The 13,422-nt window shown below is 68.8% G+C and carries 12 protein-coding genes; 4 read left to right on the top strand and 8 right to left on the bottom strand.

Translation table 11 applies throughout. From position 1 onward, the window contains the following. Window positions 1–168 precede the first annotated feature (168 nt). The gene (locus tag Q0L54_RS06635) at window positions 169–489 is read right to left on the bottom strand and encodes a hypothetical protein (RefSeq protein WP_296666401.1); all 321 of its coding nucleotides are present in this window, start codon (window positions 487–489) and stop codon (window positions 169–171) included. 315 nt (window positions 490–804) lie between these two features. Between Q0L54_RS06635 and Q0L54_RS06640 the strand changes: the two genes are divergently transcribed. The 3 genes from Q0L54_RS06640 (at window position 805) to Q0L54_RS06650 (ending at window position 2,524) form a co-directional block, all read left to right on the top strand. Further along, the gene (locus Q0L54_RS06640; protein ID WP_296666402.1) at window positions 805–1,413 is read left to right on the top strand and encodes a hypothetical protein; all 609 of its coding nucleotides are present in this window, start codon (window positions 805–807) and stop codon (window positions 1,411–1,413) included. A 39-nt stretch (window positions 1,414–1,452) separates the two neighbouring features. Continuing rightward, complete coding sequence (locus tag Q0L54_RS06645) at window positions 1,453–1,626, top strand: hypothetical protein (protein WP_296666403.1); 174 nt, start codon at window positions 1,453–1,455, stop codon at window positions 1,624–1,626. Between the two features lie 202 nt (window positions 1,627–1,828). Beyond that, complete coding sequence (locus Q0L54_RS06650; RefSeq protein WP_296666404.1) at window positions 1,829–2,524, top strand: NAD(P)H-dependent oxidoreductase; 696 nt, start codon at window positions 1,829–1,831, stop codon at window positions 2,522–2,524. 45 nt (window positions 2,525–2,569) lie between these two features. Here the strand turns inward: Q0L54_RS06650 and Q0L54_RS06655 are convergent, their stop codons facing one another. The 5 genes from Q0L54_RS06655 to Q0L54_RS06675 form a co-directional block, all read right to left on the bottom strand. Next, window positions 2,570–3,886 carry a phosphotransferase gene (locus tag Q0L54_RS06655; protein ID WP_296666406.1) on the bottom strand — a complete coding sequence of 439 codons (1,317 nt, stop codon included), beginning with the start codon at window positions 3,884–3,886 and terminating at the stop codon, window positions 2,570–2,572. After that, window positions 3,883–5,577 (bottom strand): maltose alpha-D-glucosyltransferase, encoded by a 1,695-nt coding sequence (gene treS / locus Q0L54_RS06660; protein WP_296666407.1) that lies wholly within the window; start codon window positions 5,575–5,577, stop codon window positions 3,883–3,885. The genes Q0L54_RS06655 and treS overlap by 4 nt, the downstream gene beginning before the upstream one ends. A gap of 93 nt (window positions 5,578–5,670) precedes the next feature. Further along, the gene (locus tag Q0L54_RS06665) at window positions 5,671–7,176 is read right to left on the bottom strand and encodes a nitronate monooxygenase (RefSeq protein ID WP_366937945.1); all 1,506 of its coding nucleotides are present in this window, start codon (window positions 7,174–7,176) and stop codon (window positions 5,671–5,673) included. 118 nt (window positions 7,177–7,294) lie between these two features. Then, window positions 7,295–7,654: a hypothetical protein gene (locus tag Q0L54_RS06670; RefSeq protein WP_296666409.1), complete on the bottom strand. Its 360-nt coding sequence runs from the start codon at window positions 7,652–7,654 to the stop codon at window positions 7,295–7,297. 100 nt (window positions 7,655–7,754) lie between these two features. Further along, window positions 7,755–8,513, bottom strand: coding sequence for an FkbM family methyltransferase (locus Q0L54_RS06675; RefSeq protein WP_296666410.1), 759 nt, complete (start codon window positions 8,511–8,513; stop codon window positions 7,755–7,757). Window positions 8,514–8,885: 372 nt separating this feature from the next. On the opposite strand from Q0L54_RS06675, the gene Q0L54_RS06680 reads away from it, so the two are divergent. Further along, window positions 8,886–10,445 (top strand): diacylglycerol kinase family protein, encoded by a 1,560-nt coding sequence (locus Q0L54_RS06680; protein ID WP_296666411.1) that lies wholly within the window; start codon window positions 8,886–8,888, stop codon window positions 10,443–10,445. Here the strand turns inward: Q0L54_RS06680 and Q0L54_RS06685 are convergent. Continuing rightward, window positions 10,442–12,046, bottom strand: a complete 1,605-nt coding sequence (locus tag Q0L54_RS06685) for an FGGY-family carbohydrate kinase (RefSeq protein ID WP_296666413.1) — start codon at window positions 12,044–12,046, stop codon at window positions 10,442–10,444. The two genes, Q0L54_RS06680 and Q0L54_RS06685, sit on opposite strands and share 4 nt — an antisense overlap. Before the next feature lie 68 nt (window positions 12,047–12,114). After that, complete coding sequence (locus Q0L54_RS06690) at window positions 12,115–13,365, bottom strand: glycine C-acetyltransferase (protein WP_296666416.1); 1,251 nt, start codon at window positions 13,363–13,365, stop codon at window positions 12,115–12,117. Window positions 13,366–13,422 lie beyond the last annotated feature (57 nt).

Below are 13,422 nucleotides of genomic sequence, written 5' to 3' on the forward strand. Positions count from 1 at the left end.
GAGGGGGAGAAGCTCCGCGGAACCGTAGTCGCTGGAGGTGTCGTCAGTACGCTTCACTCGCTCGCTCCTGTCGCGTCAGCATCCGCGCCTCGTCGCGCAGTGGAGGAACGACGTGCCTGCGACCGGGTATTCCCCGGACCGCCATTGTCCCAGCCCTTGTCCCGCAACCTACGGCCGCGCGTGTCGCGTGGCAACCTGCATGCCATTCACCACGACCAGCGTGATGAGCAGCAACGGGACCACGATTGTCCACATCGTGGGAAGGATTCCGGCGAGCGCGCCCAGGGACGACAACACGAATCCCGCGACCGGGTGACGCGGCAGGAGCACGGTGCCCATGATCACCAGGACGCCACCGACCACGAGCGAACCGAACCAGAATCCGAAGCCGCCGTCGCCGGTCGCTACGAGGCGAACCGTCTCCGCGATCCCGGCGATCACCAGAAGGCCACCCATGCTCAGACCGAACCACTTCGACCAGCGGCGCATTCTCGAACGCTACCACCGGGCCGTGGCCTAACACTGGTGGCGCCGGGTTCGTCCGGCCGGGGCCGTCGGCTAGGGTTTCATGGAGCTGACGCAGGCTGGCGCTCCCGCACGGCGCGCACTCCGCGATCCGCGACCACCACGCCTCCGGTCACGAAGGGAAGAATAATGAGAAGCTTCGCCCGGCCGATGACCGCTGCCGCCGTCGGTGTCTTGCTCGCTGCGGGTGTCGCCGGCTGCGACAACCTGCCCAGCATCGACCCGTCGCGGTTGCCCGACATCAGTTTGCCGGACAGGCCGAGCGAGACCCCGGCGCCTGTGCCTACCGAGACGGTGACCGCGGAGCCGGAGATCAGCGCGGCGCCGGTGCCCACCGAGACGGTGACCGCGGACCCCGAACCCACTGCGGCGCCCGAGGCCACGGAGACCTCCACGCCGGAGCCGACCCCGGCGCCCGATGAATCGGAGCCGGAGCCGGAGTCGACGACCTGGTGGCCGTGGCTGCTGCTGGGCGCGGCGGTCCTGGTACTGGCCGGACTGTGGTGGCGGGCGTGGTCGGTGAGGAACGCCTGGGACAAGCGGATGACGCAGGCCCGATCCGAGTTCTCGTGGTTGGAGGACTCACTTATTCCGCAGATCGTGTCGAAGCCCAGCGCGGCCGAGGCCGCCGCTCTGTGGCAGGCCGCCAGGCCGCGCGTGCTCGACCTGGATCAGGAGCTCCATGCGCTGACCGAGGACGCGCCTTCCAGCGGTCGAACGGACGTCGCCCAGCGGGGGCTCGACGCGCTCAGGGTCCTCGGCGCCGCCATCGACGCCGACTCCTCGACCCAAGCCGCAACGGACGCCGATGCCTTGCGGGCGAGGCGCGCAGCCCTCGACGAGGCGCGACACCGTGCGCAGACCTGGATCGCGTCACCGCAGAAGTAACGCCGTGTTTCCGCAATGTCACGGGCGTAAAGTTGAAGTATGGGCAGGTTCGCGTCAGCGCTTCCGCTGATCGTCGGGATGGTCGCGGTGATCGTCGCCGTCGACCTGCTGTTCTTCAGGCATCAGACCTGGGTCTGGGAGCGGCTCGCCGCCAACGTCGGCATCGTGCTGCTCTTCGGTGCGTTCTACTTCCGGTTCGTCGCACGGTCCTGAGCGGGCGGTAGTTCGCCTCTTCGACGGCTCCCGAGCCACGGCTCGAGACGCAGGAATCGTGCATTTTCACAGATCAGACTTTCCCGCGCCAAGCGTGTACGCCTATGGTCGGTCCCACAGCAGGAGCCTGACGGCACCGCAGTCTCCGGCTGGTGCCGGTGCCCACATTTCCTTAGTCGTATCAACGCACGGGAGAGACCGGATGGCTACACGCTTGCTGCACATTGTCTGCACTCCACGGGGCCTCGCCTCGAACACGGGGCGCGTATCGAACACCTTGCTGGAGGAGATCGAGGCGCGGGATCCCGACGTCGATATCAAGACCCTCGACCTGTTCAATGCCGATCTGCCGGCCGTTGCCGGAACAAACATCGAGGCCAAGTACGCGCTCATGACGGGCCAGGCGATCGAGGACGATGCGCGCAAGTCGTGGAGCGACATCGAACGTAGCATCGAGCAGTTCCTGGACGCCGATGTCTACCTGCTCAGCGTGCCGATGTGGAATTTCGGCATTCCCTACGTGCTCAAGTACTACATCGATGCCATCGTTCAGCCGGGGTACCTGTTCAGCTATGACGAGCACGGCGTTCCGCGGGGTCTCGTCCACGGGCGCAAGATGATCGTTGTCACCTCGCGCGGCGCCGATTACTCCGCCGGACCGCTGTCCGAGTTCGACTTCGTCGAGAACTACCTTCGTACAGTGTTCGGCTTCGTCGGAGTGACGGACGCCACCTTCTTCAACGTCCAGCCCATGGACGTCTCCCGCGACCTGCGGACTGCGGCGATCAAGAAGGCCTCAAGGGAGGTCCGGGAATGGGTGGCCGCCAACTGGGCTCAGCCCGCTGAGGACCTGGAGTTCGACCTGCCCGACGCAGTCAAGCCGCCGGAACTCGTGTAGGGAATCTGCTGGGGCCCGGGCCGCGCACCACGCAACGCCCGGGCATCACAGCAGGTGGTTGAGTGCATGCAAGGGGATCTGCACCCAGGTGGGACGGTAGCTCAGCTCGTACACCACCTCGTAGAGGGCCTTGTCGATCTCGTAGGCGTGGAGCAGGGCGGCGGCCGCCTCGGAGGACTCGTATCCGTACCCACGCAGGAACGCGATCCGGTTGCGGCTCACCCAGGCGTCGACGTGCTGGTCCTGGGCCACGCCCGTCGCGATCGCGACCGAATGGGCCGCGTAGTCGAGCGAGCGCAGCATGCCCGCCACGTCCCGGGCGACGGTGTCGAGCCGCACGCGATCCTCGAGCGGCTGCGCGGGCTCGCCCTCGAAGTCGATAATCATCCAGCCCGAGATGGTGCGGAGAGTCTGTCCCAGGTGGAAGTCGCCGTGGACGCGCTGGACCGGAATGGCCGCCTCCGGATCCACCGCGGCGTAGGCCGCGCGCACACGGTCCGCGTAGGCGCCGATCGTGTCGTGCATGGCGAGGGCACGGTCCAGGCGTGAGTTGAGGCGCTCGACGAGTGCCGCGATTTCGGCGGTGCCCCACGTCCCCGTGGGGAGGGACTCCCGCATCTGCTCGTGCACCAGTGCGAGCGTCTCCCCGAGGCGCTCGCACTCCCCGGCGAAGTCGCCGCCTGCGTCCCGTGCACGCACGTCCTCCGCCTGAAGGGCGCGCACGCTTGCCTGTGCCGCGCCCCAGCCGTCGGTCGCCGACCGCTGGAACACGCCGGCCATCGCAAGGTCCACGTCGCCTGAGCTGATCCAGCCCAGCAGCGGGGAGATCTGCTCGGAACTCTGCAGCGTGAGCGCGGCCTGAACCTCGATGTCAGGGTTGCGTCCCGGAGCGAGCTTGCGGAAGAACTTGATCATCGCATCGCCCGCGATCACGGACGTGTTGCTCTGCTCGGCGGACATCAGGACGCTGTCCGCGTCGGGCTCCAACGAGAAGCCCGGGAGACGGGAGTACTCGACATCGGCGGGACCCTCGTACCCCTCCGTGAAGCCGCGCATGAGAATGCCGCGAGCCTCCGGGTCATGCATGGCGTCGTACACGTAGGACACCTCGCCGTCGAGCAGTCCCGCTCCCACGAAACCATACGCAAGGTCCTCGCGCGGTTGGCGCCGGTAGGACAGCGGGACGCTGTACTGGGAGCCCGCGTCCACCAGTTCGAAGCGCACCCGCGGGCCCTCGATGGATTCACCTAGCCAGGAAAGCTCGCGGACTCCCGTGATCGCGACCTCTCCCTCACCCTCGCCGAACCAGCGCTGCCGCGCCAAGTAGGCACCCAGTTCGGGGCGCTCCATCCATTGACTCATGCGTCCGGTCCTTCCGTGAGTGCAGCCTTGGCGATTCGGAACCAGTAGAACCCGTGTCCGGGCAGGGTAAGCAAGTAGGGAAGTGAACCGATCGCTGGGAATTCGACACCGCCGAGCATCTCGACCGGATGCGACCCGCTGAACCGGTGAAGGTCCAGTTCGACGGGTTGCGGGAAGCGGGAGAGATTGTTGACGCAGAGAACCACGTCGTCGCCATCCTCTCGCAAATAGGAGAAGACCGTGGGGTTGGACCCGCCGAGGTCGAAGAAGCTGCCGCGGCCGAAGGAACTGTGCTGGCGGCGCACCTGGATCATGCGGCGCGTCCACTGCAGGAGCGACGAGCGGCTGGCCTCCTGCGCCTCGACGTTGATCGCCTGGAACCCGAACACAGGATCCATCACCACCGGCAGCGACAGCCGGCCCGGATTCGCCCGCGAGAAGCCCGCGTTGCGGTCCGGGGTCCACTGCATCGGCGTGCGCACCCCGTCACGGTCGCCCAGCCAGATGTTGTCGCCCATGCCGATCTCATCGCCGTAGTACAGCACCGGCGATCCGGGGAGGCTGAGCAGCAGCGCGGTGAACAGCTCGATCTGATTGGTGTCGTTGTCGAGCAAAGGGGCGAGCCGCCGACGGATGCCGATGTTCGCCTTCATCCGTGGGTCCGTCGCGTACTCGTTCCACATGTAGTCGCGGTCCTCGTCGGTGACCATCTCGAGTGTGAGCTCGTCGTGGTTGCGCAGGAAGATCCCCCACTGGCAATGCTCCGGGATGGGCGGCGTCTGGTCGAGGATCTCGCTGATGGGATACCGCGACTCGCGTCGCACCGCCATGAAGATGCGAGGCATCACGGGGAAGTGGAAGCACATGTGGCACTCGTCGCCGCCCACCTCGGGGTCGCCGAAGTAGTCCACGACGTCTGCGGGCCACTGGTTCGCCTCGGCGAGCAGCACCCGACCCGGGTAGTGCTGGTCCACGTAGGCGCGCACCTGCTTGAGGAACTCGTGGGTGCGGGGGAGGTTCTCGCCGTTGGTGCCCTCCTCCTCATACAGGTACGGCACGGCGTCGAGGCGGAACCCATCGACACCGGCGTCCAGCCAGAAGGTCAGCGCCTCGAGCATGGCCTCGTGCACGTCGGGATTCTCGAAGTTGAGGTCGGGCTGGTGGTTGTAGAACCGGTGCCAGAAGTACTGCTGGCGCACCGGGTCCCACGTCCAGTTGGACGCCTCGGAGTCGACGAAGATGATGCGAGCGTCCGGGTAGGGCTCGTCGGTGTCGTTCCAGACGTAGAAGTCGCCGAACGGACCGTCGGGGTCATTGCGCGAGGACTGGAACCACGGGTGCTGATCGGACGTGTGGTTCATGACGAAGTCGATGATCACCCGGATGCCGCGGGAGTGAGCCTCATCCAGGAATTCCTGGAAGTCTTCGATGGTGCCGATGTCGGGAGCGACCGCCGTGTAGTCGGCGACGTCGTAGCCGCCGTCCTTGAGCGGCGAGGGGAAGAATGGGGGCAGCCACAGGCAGTCGACCCCGAGCCACTCGAGGTAGTCGAGCTTCTCGGTCAGGCCGCGCAGGTCCCCGACCCCGTCGCCCGACGAGTCGTGGAACGATCGGATCAGGACCTCGTAGAAGACCGCTGACTTGAACCAGTCGGCGTCGGCTCGGTCAAGGCGCTGCTCCTCTTCGCTCATGGCTACACCGTATTCACTCGACCGTCGCGGGGCGAGATATCGGGACCGATCGCCGCGGCTCGCGGTCCACGAGGGATGCGCGCGCACCGCCGTTCAGTGACGGCGGTACGCCCCGACGGCCTCCGGCGTGTGCACCGTCTCGGCGGCGTCTCCCGCCTCGCCCAACAGCCAGTCGAGCACATGGCCGGCGGTCCAGCCGTCGGGATGAAGCTCCGCAAGCCGTCGAGCGCCGGTCAGGTCCGTGCCCAGCGTGACCAGTGGCGCGTCCTGCTCGCCATCCCCGCGCGTCTGCCCCAGCCCCACGGTTGCGGCCAGGGCGTTGCACAGGCAGACGCGACCGTCCGTCTCCGGGGCGTCGCCGCCCTTCCGAAGCCAGACGTTCACGGGTTCCGCGGGACAACGGAAGCCCACCCGGCCATCGTCCTTGAGGAATGGCGTGCGCAGGTAGCCCAAGTCGCAGAGTCGAGGACGGGACGTCCTCACCGCCGGATCGGACAGGGTTCCGTCAAGCTGCGCCACCTTGAAGGGGAACCCCGTGGGGGAGGCGTGCGCGTCGGTCAGGACCTCGAGGCTGCCCTCGCGGATCCCGTCGAGAAGGCGGCTCCGAATGTCCGTGGTGACGCCCGAGTCCGTGCTGAGTGCGAACTCGGAGCCCACCTGGACGCCCCTCGCGCCGGCGTCGATGGCGGCGGCCACGCCCGCGGGCGAGCCGAACGCGCCGGCGAGCCAGAACGGGAGCCCGAGCGCCGCGATCTTGGCGACGTCGGCATCGTCCCGGGGGCCGAACACCGGCTGGCCACGCTCGTCCAGCACCATGCGCCCGCGCGGGGGCGCGTTGTGCCCGCCCGCCGGCGGCCCCTCGACCACGAAGCCGTCGGGACGGATCGCATCGTCCCGGCAGAGGAACTTTGCCAGCGCCTCCGAGGAGATGATGGCGAGGAAGAACGGTCTGTGCGCCGGCGGCAGGTCGACGCCGAGCAGGTTCGGAGGGTCGATCTCGACACCGTGGTCGCCGGTCGGGTCTCCCGCGACGTCCACGGGGAGCCGTGAGGGACGATGCGCGGCGAGATCGTCGAGCAGGCGTGGCAGGTGGCGCGGGATGCCGGCGCCCACCAGCACGGCGTCGACGCCCGCGAGGATCGCGCCGTAGGCGGCGGCAGGGGTCGCCATCTGGATCTTCTCCAGGAAGTTGATTCCGACGGGTCCGCCGTGTCCCTCCTTGGCGAGCCAGACCTCGACGAAGTTGGCGACCACGGTCAGCTCCTGAGCGGCCCGGCTTTGCCGTAGGCCGAGCTTCGGCACCGGGTCGTAGGGCGTGCCCGGAGGCCGCCCGCCGGGCCGCAGATATCGGGAGAGCACGCGCTGCGCGACTTCGGGCGCTGGGAAGGCGTCAAGGGCGCGGCGGGCTGCGCCGTCGGCGTCACCGTCCTGAAGTCGACGAGCGAGCACCAGGTCGAGCGCCGTGCCGGACACCACGCCCAGCTGGCCCCGGCGGGCGACGGCGGAGGCGAGGCGCCAGGACGAGACGGCGACACCCATCCCGCCCTGAATGATCGGGGGCAGGCCGGGGGAGGAGTGGCGGTGGGCGGATGCGGGCACGAGCGACCTCTTCACACCTACGGTGGCGTAGGTTACGCAACCGTAAGTCACGTCCGCGAAGGAAACCGGGACCTAAGGCTCTGGGCGCCGTCCGGAAGGCGACGACGCGGGCGAGGGATCAGCTGTTGCTGAGCTCCTGGTCCACCTCGCCCTGGCAGCGTTCCCCGACGGCATCGACCATGCGCCCCACGGCGTCGTTCACGTCGTCGCTGGGGAGGTCCGTCGGCGTCGCGTCGCCCGCCTCGATCTCCTCGACCTTGGAGCGCACCACCTCGACATCCGCCTCGAGATCCGCGGGGGCGGATCGCTCCAATGCATCCACCAGGTTTCGTGCCGCCTCGGCGTTGGACGTGCTGACCGCGGAGGCCAGGCGGAGCACGTCCGAGCACCACCGGATGTTGTCGACTTGGGACTGCACCTCTTGGATCTGGCTGCACCCGGTGAGCACCAGGATGAACGGAACGACGAGCGCGACCATTCGTGTTTTCACGGCGGACCTCCGATGCTGGGCCTGTTTGCCATGCTAGGTCAGACGGGCCACGGTGTCCCGGTATGGCCCGGCTCGGCGGGTGGACCGGTCATGGCAGGAACAGGTAGTTGCGTGAGGCTGTGGTCGCGAATGCTGCGGGACGCCATCCGCTGCCGGCCCAGCCGTGCATCGTGTAGCCACGTCCCAACAGGAACCCCGTGACGTCGCTCACGGTCCTTCCGTACTTGCCGAGGTGGCGCTCCTCGATCTCCAACTGCACCGTGGGCCTGAACGCGTCGATGGTGCGCGCCCCGCCCGTCAGCACCTGCAGTTCCGCGCCTTCGACGTCCGCCTTGATCATGTCGAGCCGGGTGATGCGGTACTGCGCCGCCAGTTCGTCGAGGGTCGACACGCGCACCGCGAAGCGCCGCTCGGTGCTGAACTCCTCGGCGTTCGGGCCGGAATGTAGCGCGTCCTTGGTGAGAAATGCACGGCCCCGCACGGCCCGGCCGCGGCGCATCGGCACGCTGAGGGTGGACGTGCCGGGCCCGTCGCTCAGGACGCAGGCGTGGCGCACCACCTGACCCTGCGCCCCGCATATGCGCACCACGGCGTCGATGACACGAGCGGCCGCGGGCTGGGGTTCGATCGCGTGGACGGTCCCCTGGTTGCCCACTGCGGCGGACATCGCGGCGGTGTAGAGGCCGTACCCGGCGCCCACGTCCACGCACGTGCCACCCGGAGGCACCAGTTCGGCGATGGCCTTGACCTCGTCCTCGACGAACCACGCCGCACGCGACAGGAGTCCGATCACGGCGGTTGCGGGTCGGTTGGCGCCACCCTCCGCGCTGCTCGCTGCTCGGCGCATGCACACCTCCCCGTCACGCACGGCACTGCCCCAAGAATCCCCCCGGGTCGATGCGCTGTCCAACCGGGGCCCGACGGCGCCTTGACCGGCGTCGGGTGAGGAATCGCGAGACCATGGGATCGGGTCCCCGTGTCACCGGGGCAGTGGAGATGGCCCTGGTCGCGACCATCACCGACCCCGCGGTCGGGGGCACATGCTCCATCGACGATGCCCGGCAGCTCTCCTGCTATCTGGCCGGGAGACAGGGGGAGCTCGCTCGGGTCGGTTGGATCGCCTCGCAGTAATGATCCGGGGTGACCCTCATTCGCGTGCGCGCCGGTACGGTGAAGCCATGGCTCCTCGTATCGCCCCTCATAGTGACGGGATGGCGCCATGACGCGGGCCGAGGGCCGCGTGCGGCGTCGCCTCGAGATGTATGTCTTCCTCGCGGCGCTCGCGCTGTACGCGCTGTGGACCACTGCAGTGGTCAGGGGGTGGACGGACGGGATCGATTCGTGGTTCCCGGCTCCTGCGGTGGACGCGCGCTCGACCGCGGGGCAGATCCTCGAGACGTTCGGGATCATCACCAGTCCCTTCGCGGTGGTGCTGATCGCGCTCGCCCAGGGAGCGCGGGCGTTCCAGCAACGCCAGCGCCGCCTGGGCACGGCGCTTCTCATCGCCGCCGTCGGACTCCCGCTGTGGCAGGTGCAACGCGCCGTGGTCGCCCGCCCGCGGCCCGCCTCGGCGTTCGAGGACTCGCTCGCGGCGCTCGGCACCTCGTATCCCGCGGGACATGTGGTTGCGGCGGTGATCCTGACGGGGATCGTGGTGACGGTCGCGAACGCGCAGCGCCGCTCGTCGGCCTCGCAGTGGCGCGCGCGGATAGGCGGGCTCGCCGTGGTCGTGTCGATCGTGGTGACTCAATGGGCGATGGGCATCCATTACAACTCCGACCTGGTGGGCGGCGCGCTCTTCGGCGCCACCATCGGGTGGGCTGCGCTGTTCATCAGCGGGGTCGAGGCGATCGCGGAAGCACGGCGCGCCCGCACCCTCCCGCCCAAGATCGACAAGACGGCGGCGGTGATCTACAACCCCATCAAGGTCAATGATCTCGACGTGTTCCACCGGCGAGTGGCGTATGAGATGGCGCGCAAGGGTTGGGACGCGCCCGTGTGGCTCGAGACCCGTGAGGACGATCCCGGGCGGCAGATGTCGCACGATGCGATCGCCAAGGAGGTTGACCTGGTGATCGTCGCCGGGGGAGACGGCACGGTGCGAGCGGTTTGCGCGGAGTTGGCGGGCTCCGACATCCCCGTCGCCATCATCCCGGCCGGCACGGGCAACCTCCTCGGCCGCAACCTGGGCATCCCCCTCGACGAGGACGGCGCTCTCGACGTGGCGCTCACGGGCGCCGTGCGGTCGATCGACGTGGTCAACTGGAAGACGGACGGGGTCGAATCGCCGTTCGTGGTCATGGCTGGCGTGGGGCTCGACGCGCAGATCATGCGGGACACCAACAAGCAGTTGAAGAAGCTGGTCAAGGGCGGAGCGTATGTGGTCGCGGGAGTCCAGCAGGCGGGCATGGAGCCCTTCCACGCGAAGGTGACCCTCGACGGATCCGTGGTGCACGATGGCGAGGCGATCGTGACGATGGTGGGCAACGTCGGCAAGCTCCAGGGTGGTTTCGAGCTGATCCCATCGGCGCGTGCGGAGGACGGCTCGCTCCACGTTCTCGTCGCGAAGGCCGACGGCGTGCAGGGACTCGTACGGCTGCTCGGGACCTTCGGACGACCCTCCGGCGACGGCCCCTTGCGCCGTATGACCGGCAATCGCGTCGAGGTCGAACTCGATCGCGACGTTCCCTATCAGCTCGACGGCGACCTCGAGGGCGAGACCGCACGGTTTAGCGCGGAGGTCCAGCCCGGCGCCCTGCGCGTCATGGTGCCGCGCTAGCGGATAGCCTCCGTGGCCGCCCGCTCGATGGCGAGTCCAGCGGAGTACTGATCGAGCCACTCGGCGTACCCGGCGACGTCCGACGGGTCCGGCTCGGCGACATCGAGGGTGGCGCCCGCGAACACGCGGTCGGCAAGGTAGGTGGCCAGATTCGGCTGGGCGCCGGTCCGCAGGTACTCGGCGAGCACGGCGATGCCCCACGCGCCGCCCTCGCTTGCCGTGTCGCCCACCGTGACCGGTGCACCGATCGCCGCGGCGAGCAGCCGCTGCGCCACGCCGGCGGTGCGGAACATGCCGCCGTGCGCAAACATGGAGTCCAGGTGCACGCCCTCGTCCGTCAGGACCCGCATCCCCAGGCTGAGGGTGCCGAAAGCGGCGTACAGCTGCGTCCGCATGAAATTCGCGAGGGTGAGACGGCTCCCGGGGGTGCGCACCACCAGCGGCCGGCCCTCCGCGAGGCCGGTGATGGGCTCTCCGGACAGGTAGTTGTAGGCGAGCAGGCCGCCGCCGTCCGCCTCGCCGTCGAGGGCGGCCCGAAACAGCACCTCGAACACCGCGTCCGAGCCGCCCTCGACGCCCATGGCGGCGGCGAACTCCGCGAACACGCCCGCCCAGGTGCCGAGCTCGCTGGCGCCGTTGTTGCAGTGGACCATCGCGACCAGGTCGCCCGCGGGAGTGGTCACCAGGTCGAGTTCCTCGTGCACCCGCGTCAGCGCTCGCTCGAGCACCACCATCGCGAAGATCGACGTGCCGGCGCTGATGTTGCCCGTGCGCTGCGCCACCGCGTTGGTGGCGACCATTCCCGTGCCCGCATCGCCCTCGGGCGGGCACACCGGGATCCCCGCGCGCAGCGTGCCGGTCGGGTCGAGCAGCGCCGCGCCCTCGACGGTGAGCGTGCCGGCGTCCTCGCCCGCCACGAGAACCTCGGGCAGCAGTGACGAGGGGTCGAGCCCCGGCCGTCGCGCGGCCACCATCTCCTGGAAGCGGGCGAGCATCGGCGCGTCGTAGTCGCGCGTGGTGGGATCGATGGGGAACATCCCCGAGGCGTCGCCGATGCCCAGCACCTTGCGCCCGGTGAGCCGCCAGTGGACGTAGCCCGCGAGCGTGGTGAAGAACGCGATATCCGCGACGTGCGGCTCGTCGTCGACGACCGCCTGGTACAGGTGCGACGCCGACCACCGCAGGGGGAAGTTGAAGCCCAGCGTCTCCGTGAGCTCCGCGGCGGCGACCTCGGTGTTGGTGTTGCGCCAGGTGCGGAAGGGGACCAGCAGCGCATCGTCCTGGTCGAAGGCCAGGTAGCCGTGCATCATCGCGGAGACGCCGATGGCTCCGACCGCGGTGGCGCGCACGCCGTGCTCGCGCTCGACCGCCGCGAGCAGGCGGGCAACGCTGGCCTGCACGCCCTCCCACACCGCGTCCGTCGAATAGGTCCACAGCCGGTCGACGAACTGGTTCTCCCAGTCGTGGCTGCCGGTGGCGATCACCGCGTGGTCGGGCCCGATCAGGCAGGCCTTGATCCGGGTCGAGCCGAGCTCGATCCCGAGCGACGTCTCGCCGGCCAGGATCGCGGCCACCACGTCGGTCTGCTGGTCAGTCGCCATCGGTCTCACACTCCCTTGTACAGCGCCCGCGGTGCGACGGGCGTCCAATGTTAACGTTCAACAATACCTTAGGGGAGCCGGGCCGACGCCGCCGCGCCGAAGGTCCCATCTCCCGGCCCTGCTGCATCGTCCTCTGGCCCCTCGGCGATCTCGGCACGCGCCGCGGCGAACGCCTCGACGCAGCGATGGATCTCCTGTGCCGTGTGGGCGGCGGAGAGCTGCACGCGGATGCGCGCACGGCCCATCGGCACCACCGGGTAGGAGAACGCGACCACGTAGACACCGTGCGCGAGCATGCGGTCCGCAAGGCGGGCGGCGAGCGCGGCGTCCCCGACCATCACGGGCACGATGGGATGCTCGCCGTCGAGCAGGTCGAATCCGGCGTCCGTCATGAGCGTGCGGAACAGCGCCGCGTTTTCGCTCAGCCTGCGCCGCAGATCGCCGCTCGCCGCGAGCAGGTCGAGCGCCTCGAGCGTGCCGGCGACCACCGCCGGAGCCACGGTGTTGGAGAACAGGTAGGGACGTGCGCGCTGCCGCAGCATCGCCACGATCTCGGAGTGCCCGGCGACATATCCTCCGGAGGCGCCTCCCAGCGCCTTTCCGAAGGTCCCCGTATAGATGTCGACGCGGTCCTGGACGCCCATCAGCTCGGGCGTGCCGCGCCCCTGCTCGCCCATGAACCCCACCGCGTGCGAGTCGTCGACGAGCACCAGCGCGTCGTAGCGTTCGGCGAGGTCGCAGATCCCCGGTAGCGGGGCGAGGTACCCGTCCATCGAGAACACGCCGTCGGTCACGATCACGCGGTGCCGGGCGTCCGCGGCGCTCTGCAGTTGCGCCTCGAGGTCCGCGAGGTCGCGATTCTTGTAGCGCAGGCGCCGGGCCTTGCACAGGCGGATCCCATCGATGAGCGAGGCGTGGTTGAGCTCGTCCGAGATGATCGCGTCGTCCGATCCGAACAGCGCCTCGAAGAGTCCTCCGTTGGCGTCGAAGCAGGACGAGAACAAGATCGCGGCCTCCGTGCCCAGGAAGTCCGCGATGCGCCGCTCGAGCTCGACGTGAGCGTCCTGCGTCCCGCAGATGAATCGCACGCTCGCGAGCCCGTAGCCCCACGTGTCCATCCCTCGCTTCGCCGCGTCGACGATGCGTGGGTCGTCGGCGAGCCCCAGGTAGTTGTTGGCGCAGAAGTTGAGAACGTCGGCGCCGGCGGTGCGCACCGTCGACGATTGCGGGCCCGCCAGCGGCCGCTCGGACTTGCGAGTGCCCGCGCCGCGGATCTGGGTGAGCTCGGACTCGAGCCGCTCCCTCATGGTGCCGTACATGGAATCTCCCGTCGTGATCGCGTCAGGGTGCGTCGGTCCAGTCGAGCACCACCTTGC

It is taken from the genome of Demequina sp., from assembly GCF_024642165.1.
GTDB lineage: Bacteria > Actinomycetota > Actinomycetes > Actinomycetales > Demequinaceae > Demequina.

Excerpts from the sequence above, each read along its gene's own strand:
- Q0L54_RS06635 (WP_296666401.1), bottom strand. The coding sequence starts at position 489 with ATGCGCCGCTGGTCGAAGTGGTTCGGTCTGAGCATGGGTGGCCTTCTG.
- Q0L54_RS06645 (WP_296666403.1), top strand. The coding sequence starts at position 1,453 with ATGGGCAGGTTCGCGTCAGCGCTTCCGCTGATCGTCGGGATGGTCGCG.
- Q0L54_RS06650 (WP_296666404.1), top strand. The coding sequence starts at position 1,829 with ATGGCTACACGCTTGCTGCACATTGTCTGCACTCCACGGGGCCTCGCC.
- Q0L54_RS06655 (WP_296666406.1), bottom strand. The coding sequence starts at position 3,886 with ATGAGTCAATGGATGGAGCGCCCCGAACTGGGTGCCTACTTGGCGCGG.
- treS (WP_296666407.1), bottom strand. The coding sequence starts at position 5,577 with ATGAGCGAAGAGGAGCAGCGCCTTGACCGAGCCGACGCCGACTGGTTC.
- Q0L54_RS06670 (WP_296666409.1), bottom strand. The coding sequence starts at position 7,654 with ATGGTCGCGCTCGTCGTTCCGTTCATCCTGGTGCTCACCGGGTGCAGC.
- Q0L54_RS06675 (WP_296666410.1), bottom strand. The coding sequence starts at position 8,513 with ATGCGCCGAGCAGCGAGCAGCGCGGAGGGTGGCGCCAACCGACCCGCA.
- Q0L54_RS06680 (WP_296666411.1), top strand. The coding sequence starts at position 8,886 with ATGACGCGGGCCGAGGGCCGCGTGCGGCGTCGCCTCGAGATGTATGTC.
- Q0L54_RS06685 (WP_296666413.1), bottom strand. The coding sequence starts at position 12,046 with ATGGCGACTGACCAGCAGACCGACGTGGTGGCCGCGATCCTGGCCGGC.
- Q0L54_RS06690 (WP_296666416.1), bottom strand. The coding sequence starts at position 13,365 with ATGTACGGCACCATGAGGGAGCGGCTCGAGTCCGAGCTCACCCAGATC.